Origin of the sequence: Caldicoprobacter algeriensis, assembly GCF_023838525.1 — a bacterium.
Classification (GTDB): Bacteria; Bacillota; Clostridia; order Caldicoprobacterales; family Caldicoprobacteraceae; genus Caldicoprobacter; species Caldicoprobacter algeriensis.
The window spans coordinates 47,902-70,678 of the sequence record NZ_JAHUQD010000011.1 but is presented as its reverse complement, the minus strand read 5'-3'; the positions used below and the strand labels follow the sequence as shown (position 1 = coordinate 70,678).

The window sequence follows — 22,777 nt, the reverse complement described above, 5'->3', positions numbered from 1 at the left end:
AATTTATTTTTCCTCCTTTTCAAACGCAAACAACCTGCTCAACCTGTTAAATACAGAGAGAGAAATCTCCTTTGAGCCCAGCAAACCCTGAGGCCGGAATATCATTATTACAATCAAGATGAGAGCATACAGTATCATACGGATTTCGGAAAACGACTGAAGCAACGTGGATATAACGGCCAGCAAAATTGCCGCCAGAATCGATCCCGATATGCTCCCCAACCCTCCGAGTACCACCATGACCAGAATATCCACCGACTTTAAAAAGCCAAACAGGTCGGGTTTTATAAAATAAAAGTATGAAGCATACAGCGCTCCCGCTATACCCGCACAAAAAGCCCCTATTACAAAAGCCAGAACCTTGTACCATGTGGTATTGATTCCCATGGTCTCGGCTGCGATCTCGTCCTCGCGTATGGCTATACAGGCCCTTCCATGGGATGACCTCAAAAAGTTTCTTATCAGCAGCACCGTTCCAACTGTAAAGATAAACAGCCACGTCCAGTTAACAAATCTGGGTATACCACTCAAACCTCGCGGGCCATTGGTGATTTTATCCATATTGATAAACATGATTCTGATGATCTCTGCCATTCCCAGCGTGGCAATGGCCAGGTAGTCCCCTCGAAGGCGCAATGTGGGCAATCCAACCAGAAAACCAACCAGCGCCGCCAGCAAAGCCCCCAGCAGAGTACCAAGCAGAAAGTTGGGCAGGGTGGGATCCTTAAGGATAAGCAGAGCACATGTATAAGCCCCTATGGACATAAAGCCGGCATGCCCCAGCGAAAACTGTCCGGTAAACCCCGTAATCAGATTAAGGCTCACAGCCAATATGATGTTTATGCAGATGGTGGTCAGCGTCGCCTGCAAGTAATCATTTATAATATTAACAGAAATAAGCAGCTGAACAATCACATAAGTCAAGACAACGAGAATAAGTCTCCTTGTAAATTGAGCACTCAGTATCCCCTTCATCTCTTGCTACACCTTCTCCCTGGTATTTTTACCAAGCAGTCCTGCCGGCCTTACGATAAGAATCAATATCAGAATGGCAAACACCACCGCATCCCTGTACATGGAATATCCTAATCCCGCCACAAAAACCTCTACGATGCCTATGACATATCCGCCCAGCATGGCACCTGGAATTATGCCGATACCTCCAAAGACTGCGGCGACAAAGGCCTTAAGGCCCGGCAAAACGCCCATCAGCGGATTGATGGAGTTATAGTACACGCCAACCAAAATCCCCGCTGCACCGGCCAGAGCCGACCCCAAAGCAAAGGTAAACGAAATGGTGGAATCTACATTGATGCCCATAAGCTCGGCAGCGTCCTTATCCAGAGAAACGGCACGCATTGCCTTGCCAATCCTGGTCTTTTTTACGATAAGCTGTAGCAGTACCATCAAAATAATAGTTATGATTGCAATCAGAATCTGCTGAGCCGAAATCACCACATCTCCCAATTTAAACGTCTTTGCCATAAAGCCGGTCATGGGGGGATAGGTCCTCACGTTTGCGGTGGCAAAGAACATGGTGGTATACTCCAAAAACAGCGACACGCCTATAGCGGTTATAAGTGCGGCGATCCTTGTAGCGTTACGCAATGGCTTGTAGGCAATCTTTTCGATTGCAACGCCCAGCAAGGTACAAACCAGCATCGAAACAAGGAGGGACGGTACAAAGCCCAACCCAAGCTTAGCCATGCACACATACCCTACATAAGCGCCTATCATGTATATATCGCAGTGCGCAAAATTGATCAGCTTTATAATGCCATATACCATTGTATACCCCAAGGCGATAAGCGCGTATATGCTTCCCAACGATATACCATTGACGATCTGCTGTAACAGCTGTTCCACCAGCTCTCCCTTCTTTCTTGGTATTTTCGTGATATCCGTAATATTTTAGCAAACAAAGCAAAACAATACAGATTTGACGCCAAACCTCAACCACGTTCTGCACACCCTATACATCTATATCCTCCGCACTGGCCTAAATGAGACACACATGCTGTGCTTAAACGCATATAAGTGAGGACACAGCAAGCGCCCTCACTTATATGCATGATGATACACTCCAAATATGGCATTCAATTCAAATAAAACTCTTTAATTTGTAACCCTATAAGTCTTGTACTGTTTCCCATCCTTCAATTCGATGACGATTATATCTTTCACAACGTTATGATTCTCGTCCACGCTCATCGTCCCGGTCACACCCTTAAAATCCTTAGTTGCCTCCAGAGCCTTCTTCAGAGATTCTCCATCGATCTTCTCCGCCCGGCTCAAAGCGTCAGCCACAAATTTGGCCAGGTCGTATCCTAATGCGTTAAACGCATCCGGCTCTTTGTTGTACTTGGCTTTGAAGGCCTTAACAAACTCTGCCACCACGGGACTTGAATCTACCGACGAGTAGTGATTGGTAAAGTAAACCTTGTTGAGCGCCTGTGCACCGGCCAGCTCGGCCAACTTGGGCGAGTCAAAACCGTCGGCTCCAAGTATTGGGACATCGATGCCCTGCGCACGGGCCTGCTTGATGATTAACCCTGCTTCGTTGTAATAACCTGGAATGAATATCACATCAAAATCCTTGCCCTTTATGCTGGTCAACACAGCGTTGAAGTCGGTATCACCTGCCATGTAGGCTTCCTGGGCAACTACTGTGCCGCCGCCGGCCTCAAAGGTTGAAGTAAACGTCTCTGCAAGGCCTTTGGCATAGTCGCTCGAGCTATCCATGATTATAACAGCCTTCTTAGTAGAAAGATTTTCTAAGGCAAACTTGGCTGCTGCGCTGCCCTGCTGTGAATCGGTAAAGCAGATGCGGAAGGCATATTCCTTTACGCCCTTATCATCTACTGTTACGTTGTCAGCTGTAGCCGAACCCGAGATTACCGGCACCTTGTTCTGGTTTGCCACCGGAATGGTCGCCATAAAAGCTCCCGACGTGGCGGGTCCCAGTATAGCCACCACTTTATCCTGAGTCATCAACCTGGTGGCCAGGGTAGTGGCTTCAGAAGGTTCGGATTTGTTGTCATATTTAACAAGCTGAATCTTCTTACCGTTTATGCCGCCAGCCTGGTTAATCTGCTCAACAGCCAGCTCTATGCCCTCTACAGAGCTCTGGCCATATGTCGCAACGCCGCCGGACAACTCGTAGTTAACGCCTATCTTGATGACATCCTGGTTGGTGGACGCCGTTTGAGAACAACCAGCAAACACTAACATGGAAATGACCAACGTGAAAATTATGCTGTATTTCTTCATCCCATTCACCCCTCTGTATTTTTATAAATAATACTATAATATAACGGTTGATACCGTGTCAATAGCCAAATGCCTAGTTTCATCGTCATTACATTTATTTATTACAGCGCTTCACACGCCCACAATCAACAAAAATGAAAATTTATAAGCCCATCCTTATAACCACTTTTTATAGCGCATTTTTTACACATCAAACCAAAAAAATTTTGCAAATTTCGTTTGCATTTTTGAAGAATATACGGTATTATATGAATATAAAATACATTATTGTCATAATTGAATCGCAGAGTTCCATAAGTTTTTTACAAAATTATAACTAATCGTTCGATTATTTTTTGAAGAGGAGGTTTTTTGATGGACAGATTCTTCAAAATCAGCGAAAACGGCTCCAAGGTATCGACTGAAATCCTGGCTGGACTTACCACCTTCTTTGCGATGTCGTACATCATCTTCGTCAATCCGGCTATCCTGTCACAAACAGGCATGCCGTGGGGAGCGGTGTTCCTGGCCACAATCATCGCCTCGGTAGTGGGTACTCTGGTCATGGGACTTCTCGCCAACGTACCTTATGCCCAGGCTCCCGGCATGGGGCTAAACGCATTCTTTACCTACACCGTGTGTCTGGGGCTGGGATTCAGCTGGAAACAGGCGCTGGCCATGGTCTTCATATGCGGCCTTATCAACATCTTCATCACCGTAACCAAAATTCGCAAATCCATCATTAAAGCGATTCCCGTCAGCCTGCAAAACGCTATAGGCGGCGGCATCGGCATCTTTATAGCTTATATAGGAATTAAGAACGCCGGGCTTTTGAACTTTACCTCGGACCCCGGCCACCACGTCATCCTGGAAAGCGGTACCGTCATAAGCGACTCAAGCGCTGTGCCTGCTCTCGTGACTTTGAATGACCCAACGGTCCTTCTTGCCATCATAGGTATCGTGTTGACATTTATCCTGCTCGTCTTCAAGGTAAGAGGGGCTATTTTGCTTGGTATTATCGCCACCACCATCATCGGCATACCCATGGGAGTGGTTGATGTTTCCAAGGTTGGAACCACCACCGGGCTTGGTTCGGCATTTGCTGAGCTGGGCACCACCTTTGGTGCGGCCCTTGGGCCGGAAGGAATGGGTTCTTTGTTTGCTGACCCGGAAAAGATCCCCCTAGTGCTGATGACCATATTTGCCTTCAGCCTTGCAGACACCTTTGACACCATCGGTACATTTATAGGCACAGGCCGTCAAAGCGGCATATTCAGCGCAGAGGATATACGGCTTATGGAAAGCAGCAGCGGCTTCAAATCCAAGATGGACAAGGCCTTGTTTGCCGACGCAATTGCCACTTCAATTGGATCACTGTTCGGCACATCCAACACCACAACCTATATTGAAAGCGCTGCCGGCATAGGAGTTGGTGGTCGCACCGGTTTAACCAGTGTTGTCACAGCATTGCTGATGCTGGCCTGCGTTTTCCTGGCACCCGTAGCCGGTCTGGTACCTGCAGCAGCAACTGCACCGGCGCTCATTGCGGTTGGCATCATGATGATGTCATCCTTCAAAGAGATCAAGTGGGATGATTTAAACGAGGCAATACCCGCTTTCTTCGCAGGCGTGTTCATGGCCCTTTGCTACAGCATTTCATACGGCATCGCAGCAGGGTTTATATTCTATTTAGTAGTTAAAATGTGCAAGGGACAACTGAAAGACGTACATCCAATATTGATAGTAGCAACGCTGCTGTTTATACTGAACTTCGTCATACTTGCCATTATTTAAAAATAAACAGCAAATACTTAAAACATAACTGCTAGAGTTTTTCTCACTAATGTTGTTTTCAAATCAAATTCATCCCGCATAACATAAAAATCAGCATTGATTCTGCGTAATTATGCAACAAAAGACGCCGGCCTTACAGACAAGCCGGCGTCTTTTTTATTACGTAATCAATTTTAAGCACCGAATATTTGGGGCGAATATAATGCTTTACAAGACCTTTTCGGGTTAAAAGCAAAGCCTAATGTCAACATCGAGAGTTACCGTGTCCCATCACCAATATCCTGTCACCATCACCATATACAAAGCTTCTACAACTCGCCCTATCTCTAAATATGCTCCTAGATGCTCCTATATGCTCTCGCTCTTTATGGCGTCCATGATGTTCTCATGCCGTATCTTCCTCATGGAATACACCATGCTGGCAAAGACCACGAAAAACACGCTCAAGACGCTGACCACTATGCTGCCTGTCGGCAAGCGGAACGGCATTTCAACCCCCTGCCGTATGCTGATATGGATGAGGTAGGTGGTCAGCACAGAAACCGGCAGCCCGTAAAGTAAGGCTTTAAGTCCGTAAAATATACACTCATAGTTCAGCATCCTGTTGAAGCTGCTGTCAGTCATGCCCACCGATTTCAGCATTGCAAACTCTATTCTCCTTAAGTTAATATTGGTGGAGATGGTATTAAACACGTTTGCAATGCTTATGAGGGAAATGAGTATTATAAACCCGTAGGAGAACACCGATATGATGGTGACGATATTGCGGCTGTTCTGTATATTCCTTGCTATATTATGCAGGTTGTTCGTTGGAAGACCCGCATCCACAAGTATATCCATTATGTCCTGCTCGGCTTCAAAGGGATCTACGGCATCAAAATTCATATATGCAGGGTTCCAGATTTTCTCGTCACCATCAAAAATGGCCTTTCTTATTTCATCGCTGACCACCACAAGGATTGAATTAAAGGAGGGAGCATAATCCGGCACCCCGAACGGAGCTTCATTGGCAAAGGCGACAAGTTGGATATCCTCCTCAAATTGCCTTTCACCATCTTCCCGATGAACAACAGTCAAGGCTATGCTCTCGGGCTTTTTGCTGCTAAATATGCTGGAATTTATAAACCTCTTTTGCTGGTCATCATAATAGTGCTGGTAATCTATTGCAATCCCGGCGGGAGAATCGGGGTTTGTAAAGCGCGATTCATCAAGCCCCAGCTGGTGGACATAGTATTTAAAGGTATCGTGATCAACGCTGTATATATTCACCGTCACAGGAGCATCTTCTCCACCGGAGATAAATCCCCTGCTTATAATCCCGTCATAAAACGATTGGTTGAGGTACTCCTTTGAAACTCTGGTATTGGCATAAAGCGTCCTCACAATGGAGCCCTGTTCTATGCTGTCCAGCAAAACGATATCCCTGTAAACCTTAATAGTGGAATCCTTCAAATCGCCTCTTTCGTTGGTAAAGTAATACAGGTCATAATCCACATTCTGATATACATTGGAAACGCTGTCCATAAGATACATCGAAAAGGACGAGGCCGATACGAACAGGACTATGCTCATGAACAGCGAGACCACAGTACTGCGGTAACGCTTGCGGCTCCTCTTTAAATTTTTCAGTGCCAGATCTCCTTCCATGCCGAACAGCTTGCGTGTCAAGCGCCATGTCCTGACCTGCCGCGCAGTGAGCTTGATGTCAGTCGTCTGCCTGATGGCATCAATTGGCGATATCTTTCCGCTGCGCCATGCCGGTATATAGGCCGATATCAGTATGGTAACCAGAGCCAAAATCACCGCCGCTATCACGGAGGGGATGGACACCGACAGCGTCATAGATACACGGTCACCCAGAGCCATGATGCTGGCGAACATATCCTTCAAGAAATGCAGCGTAACGCCTATGCCGGCGATGCCCGATAATACACCTACGGGTATGCCTATAGCTGCCAACACAATGGCCTCAAAAAACACCGAATGCCTAAGCTGCTGAGCCGTAGCGCCGATGCTGGATAGCAGGCCAAAGTACTTCTTGCGCTCGCTGACCGAAATGGAAAACGAGTTGTAGATGAACGACACCGAGCCGGCCATGATCAGGGCAATCAGTATGGCCGCAAGGCTGTACAAAACAGCCATAAAATTGTCGTTCTGACTTATGCCCATAAACCTGAGCAAGTCGTCATTGTATTCATAATCTTTGTACTGCAGCTTATCCATGCCAAGGTTGTCATATATGTCGTATACCCTTCGGGGATTCTTAAGCTTTATATACACATCGGCCGTGTCATTCTCCCCCAGCTTATCTTTATCAAGGACGGTGATAAGGGTATATCCTGGTGCAGAGAACTCCTCTATTGCAAAGGACGGCCTTTCACATATCCCCACCACCTTATACGTCCTGGTACCTGTGACCACCAGCTTCTCCGATGCGCCGTCCTCCTCATGCCTGTAATAATCCTTCTGCCCCAGGACGGTACCATCGTCTAAAACCCGGTAGCCAATGTCGAGCTCAATGGTATCGCCTACCTTATACTGCACGCCGCCGTTGGTGAATACGTGATAGGGCACGACAACCTCGTTTTCATTCTGTGGAAGCCTGCCGCTTTTTAAATATATAGACAGCATCTCAAATGCCTTTTCATCAAACCCAAGCACATACAGATAGGGCTTATACTCGTTCAAACCGCCCTCGAGCAGCGCATAGCCTATCCCTTTGGTTACAGCAACCTCCTGTACCTCCCGGTTTTGGCTAATGCTCTCAATTGTATCAAGGTCAGCGTCGTAAAGAACTGCGTGCCAGTCTCCCGTATCGGCCTTTGTATAGTTAATCAGGAAATTTTGAAAGCTGGATATAAAAGTGGTCACGGCAGCTATCATGGCAGTGGACAGAATGATGCCGATGATGGTGACGATGGTGCGGGTTTTGCTCCTCTTCAGCGTTGCCAGCGTAACCCTGTTCATGACGTTCATGGCCTGATCACCTCATCACTTACGATCCTGCCATCCTCGAGGCTGATGATGCGGCTTGCCTGCAGCGCAATCCTCTCGTCATGAGTGACGATTATGAGGGTCTGGTTGTACTTCTGATTGTACAGCTTGAGCAGTTCGATGATTTCGGCGCTGTTTTTGCTGTCCAGGTTGCCGGTAGGCTCATCCGCCAGTATCAAAGCGGGATTGGTTATGAGAGCGCGGCCTATGGCCACCCTCTGCTGCTGCCCGCCCGACAGCTGGTTTGGCAAATGCTTTGCCCTGTCCTTAAGACCCAGAGTGGTAAGCAGCTCATTCAAGCGTGCCTTATCTTCCTTCCTGCCGTCGAGCAGCAGAGGCAGCATTATGTTTTCCTCCACATCGAGCACGGGAATCAGATTGTAGAACTGATAGATCAAGCCGATCTGCCTGCGCCTGAAAATGGCAAGCCTTGACCTGTCCAGGCTGTAGATGTCGGTGCCGTCAATGTATACCTTGCCCGAGGTGGGAAAATCCACACCGCCCAGTATGTGCAGCAGCGTCGACTTGCCCGACCCTGACGGCCCGACAATGGCCACAAACTCGCCCTTCTCCACCGAAAAGGAGACGTTGTCCAGAGCGGTGACCGCCGTCTCCCCCTTGCCGTATACCTTTGTGAGATTTTCAACCCGTAGTATCTCCATATAGCACCTCCAGAGCATTTTTAATTTTCGAAAACGAGTCTACCACAGCCGGGTGACATTCGAGTGACCTACTCTGTGACAGTTTTGTCACTTTTACCACGCTCTGAAACGTGAGGCACAGAAATTGAAATATTGAAACTGCAAAACCAAAGAACTTGCTGGAAATCGGAAAGCTTATACATCGTTTCGTCTCTTCAACAAAACCCCTTCATACAACCGCTTTATACAGGCGAATGAAGAAAGTGGTCCCTTTACCTTCCCGGCTTTCCACCGTGATATCCCCGTTTTGCTCCTTGATTATGCTTCTGGCCATGGCAAGGCCGATTCCAACGCTGTCGGGGGATGCGTTTTTGCCCCTGTAAAAGCGGGTAAATATGTGGGGCAGGTCCTCTTTGCTGATGCCCGGCCCGTTATCGGATATACGGATTTCAAAGTAAAGCGGGTTGTCCTGTGCGACAATTTCGATTTTGCCATTCTCTGGAGCGTGCTCTATGCAGTTCTTCAAGATGTTTATAATTGCCTCGGTAGTCCATTGCAGGTCACACGTTAAAGTTTCATTCTGCCCTGTAACGGTACAAGTGATGCCTTTCACTTCCATGGGTATGAGGAGGGGTTTTAAAGCGTTTTCTATGAGGGTGCGCACCTTAACCCTCTCTCGCTTCATCTTCACCACGCCGGCATCCAGCCTGGCCATCTTAAGCAGTGAGGAGACCAGCCATTCTATGCGCTTTAATTGGGAGGAGATGCGGGCAGTGAATTCCCTGCGCTTTTCGGGCGGCAAGTCCTCATTGCCCAGCAGTTCAACCATGACCATCATGGAAGTGAGGGGTGTTTTGAGTTGATGCGATATGTCAGCCATGTGCTCCGACAGGCGCAATTTCTCACGCTGCAGCTGATTGTTGTACTCCGAAAGCATCAAGGTCACCTTGTATATCTCATTCTTTAAAATGCTCAGCTCCCCTTCGACATTGTCGCGTATGTCAAGGGAATGCTCGCCCGCACAAATCCGCCTTAAATAATCGGATAGCTTCCTTATCTGCATGTAGCGGTAGGCCGTGAAAGCAAAAAACGTCGAACACAACAAAAAAGCCGTAATCAAAACGAGGATTCCGGCTTCCCTGCTGCTTGAAAAACCTATAATAACCAAAACAGTGCTCAAAACGGAAACTGCCACGGCAAACCTCTTTATTTCCCTATTTCTCCATAAAGACACTTCCAAATCCTCCTGATATTAGGAAATCAAAACCGTTAATCATTTTTCTAAAACCCTGTCATGGTTCACCAATTTGAGAGTACGTATAGTGATAGCAATTTAAAATAATGAAAATGGATATCATCTTTTAATGCAACAAAACGCATTAATACCCTTGGCAATTTTATAGGAAAATACTTTGACTAGCGACTTCATGCCCCAGCCGCTATATACGGTATCCTATCCCCCGCACCGTTTTTATGATAGTGGGATTCTGAGGGTCATCCTCTATCTTTTCCCTCAGTCGTTTAATGTAGACGGTGAGGGTATTGTCATTGACAAAGTCACCCGACACATCCCAGATGCTTTGGAGCAGCTGATCCCGGGTCAGCACCCGCCCCCTGTTGCTGATCAGCGTGAGCAGAAGGCGGTATTCCAGGGCTGTCAAAAACACTTCTCTGCCGTCCTTCTTTACTTTGCCTTCAGCGAGGTTGACGGTTAAGCTGCCAATGCTAATAATGTGGTCTTCGCCGGCCTTGTTTGCCCTGCGGAGTACAGCCCGAATTCGGGAGTGAAGCTCTCTCAGCCTAAACGGCTTTGTGATGTAGTCGTCGGCCCCTATGTCGAGACCCATGACCACGCTGCCCTCATCATCCCGGGCGGTCAGAAATATCACCGGTGTATCCCCTTTTTCCTTAAGCTTTTTGCACACATCAAATCCATTGCCGTCGGGAAGGGATATGTCGATGATGGCAAAATCAAAGTCCTCGGACGCTATTCTTTCCAGAGCCGATGCGGCATTATAGCAGGTTGTGACTTCAAAACCCTCTTGAGACAGGGAATACTCTAGCCCCACCGCAATGGCCTCATCGTCTTCCACCAACATCAGTTTCATCATGACCCGATGTACAGGTGCCCACCTCACTCGTTATGGACAGTGGGACGCCCTTACCTCCCCTCCATCAGACTGTCTCTCCCAAAAAGCTGCTGTAACTTCACCATTCCTCGAAAAATTCTTTAAAAAGCTCTTTAAAGATATGTTATCATGCCAAAGTGCGCTTTTCAAATGGTAGGCTATAGGTGACCTCAACACTATTGTCAGCATACCTGCAAAATCACGCATTTTAAATACTCGGTCTCCTTGGATGCCAGCAGCACCGGATGGTCCTTTGCCTGAGAACGCCTTTCTACCACCCTGACATCCCTTTTGGCGTCAATGGCAGCGGTATACAGGATATCCATAAACAGCTCTGGCTCTATGTGCTGCGAACAAGAACAGGTTATCAAATACCCACCCGGCCTGATTATCTTCATAGCCCTTAAGTTTATCTCCTTGTATCCCCTTATGGCGTTTTCGACGGTATCGCGGGACTTTGTAAAGGCCGGCGGGTCAAGTATAACCACATCGAAGGTGTTCTTTTCCTTGTGGTATTTCCTCAAAACATCGAATGCGTTGCCCACTTCAAATTGGCACACATCTTCATATCCGTTTAAGGCGGCATTCTTCCTCGCAAACTCCACGGCGTGCTCCGAAATATCAATGCCCAGAACGCCGGCTGCCCCGTAATGCACCGCGTGCAAAGCAAACGCCCCCGTATGGGTAAAACAATCCAGCACCTTGGCTCCCTTCACAAAGGGTTGTATAGCGGCTCTGTTTTCCTTCTGGTCAAGGAAATAACCCGTCTTCTGGCCATTTGCAACATCAACAAGGAATTTTATGCCGTTTTCCACCATGACGACGTTTGTATCAAACTCCCCTTTAATGTATCCCTTTCTCTGGTCAAGGCCTTCAAGTTCCCTCACCGGCACATCGTTTCTCTCATAGATCCCATCGGGTTTTATGATATCGTCCAGTATATCTGCCAGGAGATACTTGTACCTGTCAATGCCCAGCGCCAGGGTCTGCATCACAAGATAATTTGAAAACTTGTCTACTATAAGGGCGGGAAGGAAATCCGACTCGGCAAAAACCACTCTGCAGCTGTTCAAATCTGCAAACTGCTTTCTATATTCCCAGGCACTGCGTATTCGCCTGTAGAAAAAGTCGGCATTGATATCCTCCTGTTCCCGCGTCAACAGCCGTATGGCAATCTGGGATCTGGGATTGTAGTAGCCTCTACCCAGAAACTTCCCTCTGTATGAGTACACGTCCACAACATCCCCAGGCTTGCAATCCCCTTCGATTCGCTCTATGTCGCTTTTAAATATCCAGGGATGACCGTACAGAGTTCGCCTTTCCCTGTTTTTCAATATATAAGCTTTTGCCATTCAATACTGCCCTCCTCAAAACCAACGTTTAGTCTGGTCAATCTCTACAGCTTGGCCCGTACTGAAATATTCTATCATATTTTTTGCTATTCATGTCCATATCATAGAAGAATTTCTTTTAGAGGTCTTGAATTTTCCTTCCCTTATGTATGGCGTTTTGCCAGAATAATAGCACAAAAATAAAAAAAGCATGTTGACAAAACCCACGCTACAGGTTAAAATATATTTTGCCGTTAGGAAATAATAAATAAAGAGCTCAGATTGTGATGCGGGTGTAGTTCAATGGTAGAACTCCAGCCTTCCAAGCTGGCGGCGTGGGTTCGATTCCCATCACCCGCTCCATTAATGTGCGCCTGTAGCTCAGCTGGATAGAGCAACGGACTTCTAATCCGTAGGTCAGGGGTTCGAATCCCTTCAGGCGCGCCATATTGAGAGAAAATTACGGTGGGTATAGCTCAGATGGTTAGAGCGCCAGATTGTGGCTCTGGAGGTCGTGGGTTCGAATCCCACTATCCACCCCAATTTATTTTTATAGCGTTGGGGCGTAGCCAAGCGGTAAGGCACGGGACTTTGACTCCCGCATTCGTAGGTTCGAATCCTGCCGCCCCAGCCACAACGTGACCCATTAGCTCAGGTGGTAGAGCACTGGACTTTTAATCCAGGTGTCCGGCGTTCGAATCGCCGATGGGTCACCATTCTAAATCATCGACTATTTATTAAAGTCATAAATAATGCCGTTTGGGGTGTGGTTGTTCAAGTAACACTTTGAACTTTAACTTTTGAATGAAGAGATTAAAAGTCGGCATATATAGAGAGCGGGCGTGGCGGAATTGGCAGACGCGCTAGACTTAGGATCTAGTGGAAGGTATCCGTGGAGGTTCAAGTCCTCTCGCCCGCACCATCATGCGGCAGTGGCTCAGTGGTAGAGCGTCGCCTTGCCAAGGCGAATGTCGCGGGTTCGAATCCCGTCTGCCGCTCCATTTATTTTTGACAAAAATTAAAACTACGCGCCCATAGCTCAGCTGGATAGAGTGACAGACTTCGAATCTGGAGGTCGCAGGTTCGAATCCTGCTGGGCGCACCAGAGCCCTGTAACATCAAGCGTTACAGGGTTTTAATTTTTATTATGTTCTGTTTTCACCAAGTTCTAAAATTGGTCAAAAACGGTAAAACAATACAAGTTACCGATAGAGGAAAGCCTATCGCAAAACTGGTACCGGTAGATACCCCATTGCCGCAAGGAATAGAGGAAATGCTGGATAAAGGAATCGCTTCATGGGACGGAAAAAAACAAAAGGGATAGACATAAAAGCCTTCCGACTTGATTAACACAAAAGGGACTTTTTCCCAAAGTACATCTGCTTGGGGAAAAGTCCCTTTTGTTGTGCTCCTTTCGCTTCCAAATCACATAACGTGTGTAGGGATAATGGCGTCAATAATCCCTATGATCAAAGCCGCCACAATAGCGCCGAATACATTGATCTGCATTCCCGGCACGATAAACTGCGTCAAGTAGATAATCAATGCCGACAATAAAAATCCCGTTATGCCCCGTCCAAAGGGTGAAGCATCGATCTTAAACAGCTTTTGTATCACGTAATCCAACGCTGCAATTACAACCGCGGCCAGCAACGCTGTGCCAAACCCCATATTGGAAAAACCAGGGGTCAGCAGCGCTGTCACCATCAGCACCACAGCGGCAACTACAAAGCGGATGATTATGCCTAACCAGCTTCTGCCGCCTTCGTTCCTTTCACTCTGCCTATTTTCAATTCCTTCTGCCATATCCTCACTTCTCCTTTCATGATTAAATTATTTATTGACTCATATTGCGCTTGACCGATTGCACTTGCCTTTCCATATCCATTGGCCGGTCATGGCGCTCATCAATTGTCATACTGGTAATAACCCGTTCGGCTCCCATTTGAAACGGGATACTGTGAATCTGTCGAGCCACGTTCATCAATTGGTCAAGATTGCCCTCTATCACCGTACCAGTAGGCGTAATCTGATATTTGAGCCCATGCTGCTCTATAAGCCTGCAGGCCTCAGCCACATAGCTGCTAAAACTGGGCTGACCAGTGCCAACCGGTACTATGCTGATGTCCAACACCGGCATTTTCTCACCTCCAACAGTTTTCTATCCGTTATTTTTTCCGACTTTATTATTTTTCATCCCATCTTTAATAATAAAAAGAGAGGAGCTACTTCCTCTCTTTTTACCTGCACTTAAATCGCGCCATAATTGCTGGTTTGCACTTTTAATTTGCAGTTTAAAGCTACCTTGTTTAAGCGTCGGGCACAGGGCATGATGTTCCACTATCATTGCCCGGCAGTATCGGAGCTGTCCGAATCGGGTTTTTGCCCCGTATCCTGTAAATCGTCTTCTTTTATACCCTGATTTTCTTGCTCTCTATGCTCTCCCTCTTTTTCGCCTATCTGCACTAGCCTTTCATCATCACCCGATAAAGCGCCCTGTTCGGCAGCAGGCTCAACCCTCCTTCGCCTGACCACAAGCATTATAATGGAAAAGGCTATAAGCAAACCCGCCAGCAGCTGTGAAACCCTGAACGGCCCCCAGTATAGGCTATCGGTACGAAGCCCTTCAATTACGATACGCCCACACGAATAGAGAAGCAGATACAGTAGAAATATGTCCCCCGGCCTTTTCCTCCGCTTCCTGTAATACATCAAAAAGATGAATACCAGCAAATTCCACATAGATTCATAGAAAAAAGTAGCCATGTGCCATTCTCTCTTTGCCTCTATGTATACGGCAAACGGAAACCACTGCCAGGCCTTATCGGTCACTAGTCTGCCGTAGGCTTCCTGGTTGAAGAAATTTCCCCACCTGCCAATTGCCTGACCGAGTATAAGGCTGGGCGCTACAATATCCGCCAGGTCCCAGAAATTGACCTTGCGCCACCGCGAGAATATCACAGCCGCCACGATGCCGCCTATCACCGCACCGTATATGGCAAGACCGCCTTCCCAGATTTTAAACATATCTATCGGATTGTGCTTATAGATCTCCCATTGAAAGACCACATAATACAGCCTTGCGCCTACAATGGCAAACGGGATGGCCAGAAGGGCAAAGTCCAGAATCATCTCTGGGTCAAACTTAAGCCTCTTGGCATATCCCATCGCCAGGTAAATCCCTATAAGCACCCCTGTTGCAATGAGTATACCGTACCAGTACACAGGGCGTCCAAAAATCTCAAATGCCACCGGATCCGGCCACATAAAACTTCCCCCTTACCTAAAAATTTTCTAATTCGGCAGTATTATGGATACGCTGCTTTGGTAATTTTCAAAAAATCCGTTGAAGTGGCCTTTTAGCTGCTCATAATTTATCTGCATCAGCCTCTCAATGTAATTAAACAGCCCTATTTCCTTGAAAATCAAGGACACAAACTGCACGCCAATGGTCTCAAGCGAGTTGAACATCCTTATATACTCCCCAATCTTCTTTTTCTTGATCCGGGAGAAATACTCCACATCCCAGGGTTCCTGCTTTAGCCTCTCTATCTCCCGGTAAACCATGTCCACAACCTTTTCTGGATTTTGTGACTCACCGCCCATTATTATATGCCCGTAATCCTTCTCGCCGGTATACTCGGCACTGAAGGACAGGTCAATCAATCCTTCCTCATACAGTTTGCTGTAAAGGTCGGAGCTTTGGCCCACCAGCATATCCAGCATGATGTCGTTGAGTATCATCTTATCGAGCAAAGCCTGACCCCCCTGTCCCACCTGGGTATCTTTGAACCCCAACATAAACAGCGGCCGGGGTACCGGCAACTTATCCTTCACCATCTGGCTGGCCACCGCGGGAGGCTCATTAGGATATATCCTCTTTATTTCGCCCTGTTTTGACACATTTTTATCCTTAAAATGGCGCTCCACCTGCTGTATAACTCTATCAGCATCAACATCCCCTGTTACAAATAAAACCATGTTGGAGGGATGGTAAAAAGTCTCATAGCATTTATACAGCATTTCCTTGGTTATTCTCTGAATGGATTCCACTGTACCGGCAATGTCGTTTTTTACGGGATGGTTCTGGTACAGCCCTTTTAGCAGGTTGAAGTACACGCGCCAGCTGGGATCATCCTGATACATGACTATTTCCTGAGTAATAATGCCCTTTTCCTTTTCTACCGTCTGGTCAGTAAAATAAGGGGTGCCCACAAAATTGAGAAGCACATCCAGGCACTCATAAAAGTTCCCAGTAGATGTAAAGTGGTAGGCTGTCGTGTTAAAGCTGGTAAAAGCATTGGGACTGGCCCCCAGCTTTGAAAAAACGTCAAATACGCTTCCTTCCTCCTGCTCAAACAGCTTGTGCTCCAGAAAATGTGCGATGCCCTCGGGCACCTTTGTGGGCTGTTCCTCCCCGGGCACCACAAACTGATTATCATTGGAGCCATAATTGGTGGCATAAATGGCAAACTGCTTTTGATAGCCCTCCTTGGGCAGCACGTATACATTTAATCCGTTTTTTAGCTTTGCATGTATCAGCTTTTCGTTTAATAGATCGCTTTTAATTTCCTTTTTCATGGACAACATAACCCCTCTTTCTATTTCTCAAAAAATATATGGTATCCAACTTGACCTTATTGGAGACTTCCACCACTTGATCCATGGTAACACCCTTTATTTTTTCTATCAACTCTTCCAGCGTAACTTCTGAATCCATCACGCTGTTGCCAAGATAATAATCGATGAGCTGTGACGGCTGGTCCATGCTGCCTTTCAGCGAAGTAACCATGGCATTGATGGCCCCCTCAAATTCATGCTGCGTGATCTGGCCGTTTGCCATGGCATTCAGCTGTTCCATAATTATGTCTACCGTCTGCTGATACTTGTCCACATCAATGCCAGCTCCCACAAACATAAGCCCTTTAAACTTTTCCAGCCTGGCAAAGGCGTAATAAGCCAAACTGGCCTTTTCCCTGACATTGATAAACAGCTTGGAATGCGGCCCACCGCCCAAAATGCTGCTGTATACCAGCAGCGGAAAATACTCCTTGTCAGCGGCACTTATATTGGTTCTAAAGCCCATGGTGAGTTTGCCTTGATTCACGTCCATCTCCTCTGTGACAGTCTTGGGTGCTACCTGCAGCTTTTTGTAGGCGGTCTTGGGTATTGTCTTTACCTGCTTTCTTTCCATTGAAAGGCTGCGTTCAAGCAGCAATCTGACCTTGGCCGAGTCCACATCCCCGACCACGAATACGTCCAGAGGGCTGGTCTGTACAACATCGAGATATACCTTGTACAGCTTGGCATCATCCATGGACTCCAATTCCTTCACATCGCCAAACACATATCTACTGTACTTTTCACCCTTGCACATTTCCTGAGCACATCTCTCCAGGCTGTACTGGATCTTGTCGTTGACCAGCGACTTGATCCTGTTCTTCATGTTTTCCTTCTCCTGAGCCACATAGCTCTTTTTAAAACCGCCGCCTTCTAAAACAGGGCGATTTATCACGCGGTTTAAAAAATAAAAAGCCTGTGCCAGTATTCCCTGCTCTGCCAGGTAATCGTCATTTACCACTTCCATGGAAAAGCGGAGTATCTGCCTTTCTCCCTTTTTTTGCACTCCTACATCGAACAAGGCACCGTACAGGCTCTCCAGGTGCCGCTCAATGTCCTTCAGTGTCTCAAAGCCTTCACATCCTCGCTTTAGCACTGCTGGGATTAAAGCGTTGTAGGTATAATCCTCATCCAAGTCCCTGTGGAAGCAAAAGCTTATGGTAACGGTTTTAAACTTCTTGGTCGGCAAAACCCACAGCTTCACGCCCTTGTCTATATCCATGTTTTCAATGCGCATATATTTACCTCCTGATTTGGCATAAATTCGTGCAACTGCAAACCACCATTTTACCTTTTTACTTTTATATTTTCGCTTTCATCTCCAAAAATCCTCTAAAAATTATTATTCTTAGGGAAAATTTTTCTATACCTTGTTATTTTCTTTTTTTCAAGGCCCAGGCCCCCACAATTTGGTCCGGCATTTTGGGGAAAGGGCCAAAGCTGAAAGGCGCCCGATTTCACGAATAATATGCGAAATATCCACCATACAACAAATTTAAGGTATTGCATATTTATACAATATTTACTATACTAGTTTTATATACAAAAACGCAGTGTTTGTATAAACCCATGTAAAGCTTTTTAACCGCCTGGCTGGGAAAAAAAGCTAACGAAAGCCAAAAAACCGCAAAACCAGGCTGTAAGCTTTTAAAGCAGCAATTGTCATCGTCAATCATCACGACAGAAAAGTTTAGACAGACCGTTATATCAAATAGATTTGAGCGGTTAAGCTATGGGTTAAGCTGCAATAACAGGGAAATAGCCTGCACAATAAAGGTGCCTGGCAGCAGTAAAAGGCTTAAATAAAATATCTCAAGGAAGGGGAAGCCTATGTGTGAGCAAATCAAACAAATCGCCATGAGGATCAAAGAGCTAAGAGAGATTTCCGGCATCTCGGAAGAGGACATGGCCCGAGAATTCAACATCCCCCTTGAGCTGTACAAAAAATATGAAAGCGGGGAAATAGACATACCCGTAAGTTTCCTGTACCAGGTGGCAAACAAATTCAACGTGGAGCTGACAGCAATCCTATCAGGTGAGGAACCCCGCCTGCGCATTTACTCGCTGGTGAGAAAGGGCAAAGGTTTGGAAGTGGAAAGAAGAAAAGAATACAAATATCAGAGCCTGGCCTATAATTTTGCCCATAAGAAAGCCGAGCCGTTTTTGGTCACAGTTGAGCCAAAACCCGATGACCAGCCTATATCCCTCAACTCTCATCCCGGACAGGAATTCAACTACGTTCTGGAAGGGACCCTCAAAGTGGTAATACACAACTATGAACTGGTGCTCAATGAGGGCGATGCCCTGTTCTTCGATGCCAGTTTCAAGCACGGCATGAAGGCATTAAACGGCAAAACTGCCAAATTTTTGGCTATCATACTTTAAAAATTTCTATAACCCTTCATCACGATAATTACGCTTTAGACGCTTTAGAGTCATATTTCGTGGAATTTATCATCTTTACTGCAAGAAGACCCCATCTTCTACAAGATAGAAATGAATTACAGGCGAAGACAAGTGTACATGAATTAAAATAGCTGACGAGTCTGCTGTTAAGCAGATAGCAGTAGTGGGTGTGTGGACCTTCCTGTGAACCTTCTCACAAAGCCACCACCTCTATAGGCATAGTAACAATCATACTAAACAAACATAAGAGGGGTAGGATGTATATGTTGCTTGAGAAATTCGTTTCAGGAAATTTTACATCGTACGAGGACTTCGTACAAAACTTCAAGATAAAAGTACCCGATAATTTTAACTTTGCCTATGACGTTGTCGATGAGCTAGCCAAACACCAGCCCCGTAAAACGGCCATGGTGTGGTGCGATGACAACGGTGGAGAAGAAATTTTTACCTTTGAGCAGATAAAATACTACACCGATAAGACGGCCAATTTCTTCAAATCCCTGGGGATAAAAAAGGGTGACAGAGTGATGCTGATACTCAGGGGACGCTACGAATTCTGGTTTTGCCTGCTTGCGCTTCACAAACTGGGGGCAATAGCGGTGCCGGCCACTCACCTGCTCACCGCCAAAGACATCGTATACCGTAACAACGCCGCCGACATCAAGATGATCGTGGCCTTAAACGAGCCCATGGTGCTTGAACACGTGGATCAGGCTCATGGCCAATCGCCGTCGCTCAAATATAAAGTGGTGGTTGGGGGCGAGAGAGAAGGCTGGATAAGCTTTTATGAGGGGATTGCCAATGCACAGTCCAATTTTGAGCGCCCCACTGGAGCCCAAGCCACCACAAACGACGATATTTCCCTGCTGTACTTTACATCGGGTACCACCGGCTATCCCAAAATGGTACAGCACAACTTCACGTATCCCCTGGGCCACATAATTACCGCCAAATACTGGCAAAACGTGCAGGACGGCGGCCTTCACTACACGGTAGCCGATACCGGTTGGGCAAAGGCGGTGTGGGGCAAGATATACGGCCAATGGATATGCGGCAGCGCGGTATTCGTATACGATTACATCAAATTCGACCCCAAGCGCCTGCTTCAGATGGTGGAGAAATATAAAGTTACCACTTTCTGCGCTCCTCCTACCATATATCGTTTCCTCATAAAAGAAGATTTATCCCAGTACAACCTGGAAAGCTTAAGATATTGCGTGGTGGCAGGGGAGCCGTTGAATCCCGAAGTATACTACCAGTTCCTGAAGGCCACCGGAATCAAGTTAATGGAAGGCTACGGGCAGACCGAGCTTACGGTAACCATAGCCACCTTCCCGTGGATGGAACCAAAACCGGGCTCAATGGGGAAACCCGCACCGGGATATGATATAGACATAGTCGATGAAAACGGGCGCTCCTGCGACATAGGTGAAGAAGGCCAGATCGTCATTCGCACCCACAGCAGCAAGCCTGTAGGAATGTTTGATGGATACTACAGGGACCTCGAGCGAACAAAAGAGGTATGGCACGACGGCATATACTATACCGGCGATATGGCGTGGCGCGATGAAGACGGCTACTTCTGGTTTGTGGGCCGCGCAGACGATGTCATAAAGAGTTCAGGTTACAGGATAGGCCCCTTTGAGGTTGAAAGCGCGCTCATGGAACACCCAGCGGTTTTAGAATGCGCTGTCACCGGCGTACCCGACCCCATAAGGGGGCAGGTTGTAAAAGCGACGATAGTCCTGTCAAAGGGATACAAACCGTCTCAGGAGCTCATCGAGGAGCTACAGGACCACGTAAAGAAGACCACTGCACCCTATAAATATCCCAGGATAATCGAGTTTGTGGACGAACTTCCCAAAACCATCAGCGGCAAAATACGCAGGGTGGAAATAAGGGAAAGGAATAGCAAGAAGTAGGTCCAAAAATAAAAGGGATGTTCCTGGACTTGCCCAGGCACATCCCTTTCATAATATTATGCATATCAGTCCTCCGCTTCCCTCGTTTATGATCCTCTGCAGGGTTTCTTGAATCTTGAACTGGGCATCCTCGGGCATCCTCATCAGCTTGTTGGCCAGCCCTTCCTTGACCAGCTCATGCAGTGATTTGCCGAATATATTGGTCTCCCATATCTTGGCAGGATCGTTTTCGAACTCCTCCAGCAGGTACCTCACTAGCTCCTCGCTCTGCCTTTCGGTACCCACAATGGGGGATACCTCGGTCTGAATGTCCACCCGTATGAAGTGCAGGGAAGGTGCACTGGCTTTAAGCCGCACGCCAAACCGGCTGCCCTGTTTCACGATTTCAGGCTCTTCCAGCCTCAGCTCTTCCATAGAGGGCGGTACCACCCCGTAGCCCGTCTCCCGGACATCGCGCAGTGCGTTGGCAATTCGGTCATACTCCTTCTTGGCTATGGCCAGCTGCTTCATCAGGCCTATCAGCTGATAATCGCCCTCAATCTCATAGCCACACTCCTCGCCCAGCACCCTGTAAAACATGCCGGGCTTGACGTCTATATTGATGGCCACCTTCCCATTCCCCAGGTTTATATTGCTCACCCTGGGCGGCTCTATATGCTCCAGCTGTTCTTCTTGGCCGCCAACTTTTTCGATGTCCCGCACCCTGTACACATTTTGGGTGATGCCCTTTACGTATTCCAGTATGTACTTGACAAGCCAGTGGTCCTCATCAAGGCTCTGAACCCACTTGGGAACGTCGATCCGTATCTCGGTCAGCGGGAACTCAAACAGCACCGTGCTCAATATGTTATGTATATCCTCTGTCGTAAGATTTAGCACATCAAGGGCCAGCACCGGCACGTCATATTTCTCCTCCAGGGCATCCCTCAACATAAGTGTCTCCTGGGCCGAAGGATTTTTTGAGTTAAGGATTATTATAAACGGCTTGCTGAGCTCCTTAAGCTCCCTGACGACTCTCTCCTCTGCCTCCACATAGTTCACCCTGGGAATGTCTGTGATGCTTCCATCGGTGGTAACCACGAGGCCTATGGTTGAGTGGTCAGTAATCACTTTCCGAGTGCCCAGCTCGGCCGCCTCTTCAAAAGGAATATCATAGTCAAACCAGGGCGTGCGAACCATGCGCGGGCCGTTGCCCTCCATGTGTCCTATAGCACCCTTGACCAGGTACCCTACGCAGTCGACCATCCTAACCTTAAGATTGGCAGTCCCCTTTATGGTGATCTCCACGGCCTCATTGGGAACGAACTTGGGCTGGGTGGTCATGATGGTGCGTCCCGTCCCGCTCTGGGGCATCTCATCCTTTGCGCGTTCCTTCTTAAACCCGTTTTCCATGTTGGGCAAAACCAGCAGTTCCATGATTTTCTTAATCAGCGTTGACTTGCCCGTACGAACAGGCCCTACAACCCCTATGTATATATCGCCATCGGTTCGTTCAGCTATGTCCCGATACAAGTCAAATTTCTCCATCCGTCCCCCTCCTTTTCTTGTTGAACCTCATTGATATACAGCTCAATCCTGCTTCGGCCAAACTGAAATATCGCTTCATATGGCATTTAACCCTCTTACGGCAGCTCACCAATCACGATTTTGCATTAGTAATATATATTGGAGGGAGACAAAAAATATGACAA

At 47.2% G+C, this 22,777-nt stretch carries 18 protein-coding genes and 8 tRNA genes; 11 read left to right on the top strand and 15 right to left on the bottom strand.

Features of this window, described 5'->3' with window-relative positions; translation table 11 throughout:
• Window positions 1-3 precede the first annotated feature (3 nt).
• The 3 genes from KVG29_RS07990 to KVG29_RS07980 all read right to left on the bottom strand — a co-directional run bounded on the left by KVG29_RS07990 (window position 4) and on the right by KVG29_RS07980 (window position 3,270).
• Window positions 4-975: a branched-chain amino acid ABC transporter permease gene (locus KVG29_RS07990; protein WP_252227706.1), complete on the bottom strand. Its 972-nt coding sequence runs from the start codon at window positions 973-975 to the stop codon at window positions 4-6.
• Between the two features lie 6 nt (window positions 976-981).
• Entirely contained in the window at window positions 982-1,866 is an 885-nt protein-coding gene (locus KVG29_RS07985) for a branched-chain amino acid ABC transporter permease (protein WP_252227705.1), read from the bottom strand.
• A gap of 249 nt (window positions 1,867-2,115) precedes the next feature.
• A complete protein-coding gene (locus KVG29_RS07980) occupies window positions 2,116-3,270 on the bottom strand; it encodes an ABC transporter substrate-binding protein (protein ID WP_252227704.1) in 1,155 nt (384 codons plus the stop codon).
• Window positions 3,271-3,624: 354 nt separating this feature from the next.
• Here KVG29_RS07980 and KVG29_RS07975 point away from each other — a divergent pair, with 354 nt between their 5' ends.
• Window positions 3,625-5,043 carry an NCS2 family permease gene (locus KVG29_RS07975; RefSeq protein WP_252227703.1) on the top strand — a complete coding sequence of 473 codons (1,419 nt, stop codon included), beginning with the start codon at window positions 3,625-3,627 and terminating at the stop codon, window positions 5,041-5,043.
• Between the two features lie 348 nt (window positions 5,044-5,391).
• On the opposite strand, the gene KVG29_RS07970 is transcribed toward KVG29_RS07975, so the two are convergent.
• The 5 genes from KVG29_RS07970 to KVG29_RS07950 all read right to left on the bottom strand — a co-directional run bounded on the left by KVG29_RS07970 (window position 5,392) and on the right by KVG29_RS07950 (window position 12,159).
• On the bottom strand, window positions 5,392-8,019 hold the full coding sequence (locus KVG29_RS07970; RefSeq protein ID WP_252227702.1) for an ABC transporter permease: 2,628 nt from the start codon (window positions 8,017-8,019) through the stop codon (window positions 5,392-5,394).
• Window positions 8,016-8,699 carry an ABC transporter ATP-binding protein gene (locus KVG29_RS07965; protein ID WP_025747162.1) on the bottom strand — a complete coding sequence of 228 codons (684 nt, stop codon included), beginning with the start codon at window positions 8,697-8,699 and terminating at the stop codon, window positions 8,016-8,018. Before KVG29_RS07965 ends, KVG29_RS07970 begins: the two co-directional genes overlap by 4 nt.
• 208 nt (window positions 8,700-8,907) lie before the next feature.
• A complete protein-coding gene (locus KVG29_RS07960) occupies window positions 8,908-9,912 on the bottom strand; it encodes a sensor histidine kinase (RefSeq protein ID WP_252227701.1) in 1,005 nt (334 codons plus the stop codon).
• 205 nt (window positions 9,913-10,117) lie between these two features.
• Window positions 10,118-10,786 carry a response regulator transcription factor gene (locus KVG29_RS07955; RefSeq protein ID WP_252227721.1) on the bottom strand — a complete coding sequence of 223 codons (669 nt, stop codon included), beginning with the start codon at window positions 10,784-10,786 and terminating at the stop codon, window positions 10,118-10,120.
• Window positions 10,787-10,989: 203 nt separating this feature from the next.
• Window positions 10,990-12,159: a class I SAM-dependent rRNA methyltransferase gene (locus KVG29_RS07950; RefSeq protein ID WP_252227700.1), complete on the bottom strand. Its 1,170-nt coding sequence runs from the start codon at window positions 12,157-12,159 to the stop codon at window positions 10,990-10,992.
• A 268-nt stretch (window positions 12,160-12,427) separates the two neighbouring features.
• Between KVG29_RS07950 and KVG29_RS07945 the strand changes: the two genes are divergently transcribed.
• The 8 genes from KVG29_RS07945 (at window position 12,428) to KVG29_RS07910 (ending at window position 13,243) form a co-directional block, all read left to right on the top strand.
• Window positions 12,428-12,501, top strand: a tRNA-Gly gene (locus KVG29_RS07945).
• A 7-nt stretch (window positions 12,502-12,508) separates the two neighbouring features.
• Window positions 12,509-12,585 (top strand) — tRNA-Arg (locus KVG29_RS07940).
• Window positions 12,586-12,603: 18 nt separating this feature from the next.
• Window positions 12,604-12,680 (top strand) — tRNA-His (locus KVG29_RS07935).
• A 17-nt stretch (window positions 12,681-12,697) separates the two neighbouring features.
• A tRNA-Gln gene (locus KVG29_RS07930) sits at window positions 12,698-12,772 on the top strand.
• 6 nt (window positions 12,773-12,778) lie between these two features.
• Window positions 12,779-12,854, top strand: a tRNA-Lys gene (locus KVG29_RS07925).
• Window positions 12,855-12,974: 120 nt separating this feature from the next.
• A tRNA-Leu gene (locus KVG29_RS07920) sits at window positions 12,975-13,060 on the top strand.
• A 4-nt stretch (window positions 13,061-13,064) separates the two neighbouring features.
• Window positions 13,065-13,139 (top strand) — tRNA-Gly (locus KVG29_RS07915).
• Window positions 13,140-13,166: 27 nt separating this feature from the next.
• Window positions 13,167-13,243, top strand: a tRNA-Arg gene (locus KVG29_RS07910).
• Window positions 13,244-13,563: 320 nt separating this feature from the next.
• Here the strand turns inward: KVG29_RS07910 and KVG29_RS07905 are convergent.
• The 6 genes from KVG29_RS07905 to yfmF are packed head-to-tail and all read right to left on the bottom strand — an operon-like array spanning window position 13,564 to window position 17,995.
• On the bottom strand, window positions 13,564-13,944 hold the full coding sequence (locus KVG29_RS07905; RefSeq protein WP_252227699.1) for a phage holin family protein: 381 nt from the start codon (window positions 13,942-13,944) through the stop codon (window positions 13,564-13,566).
• A gap of 31 nt (window positions 13,945-13,975) precedes the next feature.
• The gene (locus KVG29_RS07900) at window positions 13,976-14,278 is read right to left on the bottom strand and encodes an MTH1187 family thiamine-binding protein (protein WP_252227698.1); all 303 of its coding nucleotides are present in this window, start codon (window positions 14,276-14,278) and stop codon (window positions 13,976-13,978) included.
• A gap of 21 nt (window positions 14,279-14,299) precedes the next feature.
• Window positions 14,300-14,479, bottom strand: a complete 180-nt coding sequence (locus KVG29_RS07895; protein WP_252227697.1) for a hypothetical protein — start codon at window positions 14,477-14,479, stop codon at window positions 14,300-14,302.
• A gap of 2 nt (window positions 14,480-14,481) precedes the next feature.
• Window positions 14,482-15,405, bottom strand: coding sequence for a prolipoprotein diacylglyceryl transferase (lgt, locus tag KVG29_RS07890; protein ID WP_338084628.1), 924 nt, complete (start codon window positions 15,403-15,405; stop codon window positions 14,482-14,484).
• Window positions 15,406-15,432: 27 nt separating this feature from the next.
• Window positions 15,433-16,719, bottom strand: coding sequence for an EF-P 5-aminopentanol modification-associated protein YfmH (gene yfmH, locus KVG29_RS07885; RefSeq protein ID WP_252227696.1), 1,287 nt, complete (start codon window positions 16,717-16,719; stop codon window positions 15,433-15,435).
• Complete coding sequence (yfmF, locus tag KVG29_RS07880; protein ID WP_252227695.1) at window positions 16,703-17,995, bottom strand: EF-P 5-aminopentanol modification-associated protein YfmF; 1,293 nt, start codon at window positions 17,993-17,995, stop codon at window positions 16,703-16,705. The genes yfmH and yfmF overlap by 17 nt, the downstream gene beginning before the upstream one ends.
• 593 nt (window positions 17,996-18,588) lie before the next feature.
• Between yfmF and KVG29_RS07875 the strand changes: the two genes are divergently transcribed.
• Together KVG29_RS07875 and KVG29_RS07870 are read left to right on the top strand one after the other, a co-directional pair.
• Window positions 18,589-19,143: a helix-turn-helix domain-containing protein gene (locus KVG29_RS07875; protein ID WP_252227694.1), complete on the top strand. Its 555-nt coding sequence runs from the start codon at window positions 18,589-18,591 to the stop codon at window positions 19,141-19,143.
• 287 nt (window positions 19,144-19,430) lie between these two features.
• The gene (locus tag KVG29_RS07870) at window positions 19,431-21,086 is read left to right on the top strand and encodes an AMP-binding protein (protein ID WP_252227720.1); all 1,656 of its coding nucleotides are present in this window, start codon (window positions 19,431-19,433) and stop codon (window positions 21,084-21,086) included.
• Between the two features lie 48 nt (window positions 21,087-21,134).
• Here KVG29_RS07870 and spoIVA read toward each other — a convergent pair whose 3' ends face one another.
• Window positions 21,135-22,613 carry a stage IV sporulation protein A gene (gene spoIVA, locus KVG29_RS07865; RefSeq protein WP_252227693.1) on the bottom strand — a complete coding sequence of 493 codons (1,479 nt, stop codon included), beginning with the start codon at window positions 22,611-22,613 and terminating at the stop codon, window positions 21,135-21,137.
• Window positions 22,614-22,777: the final 164 nt, after the last annotated feature.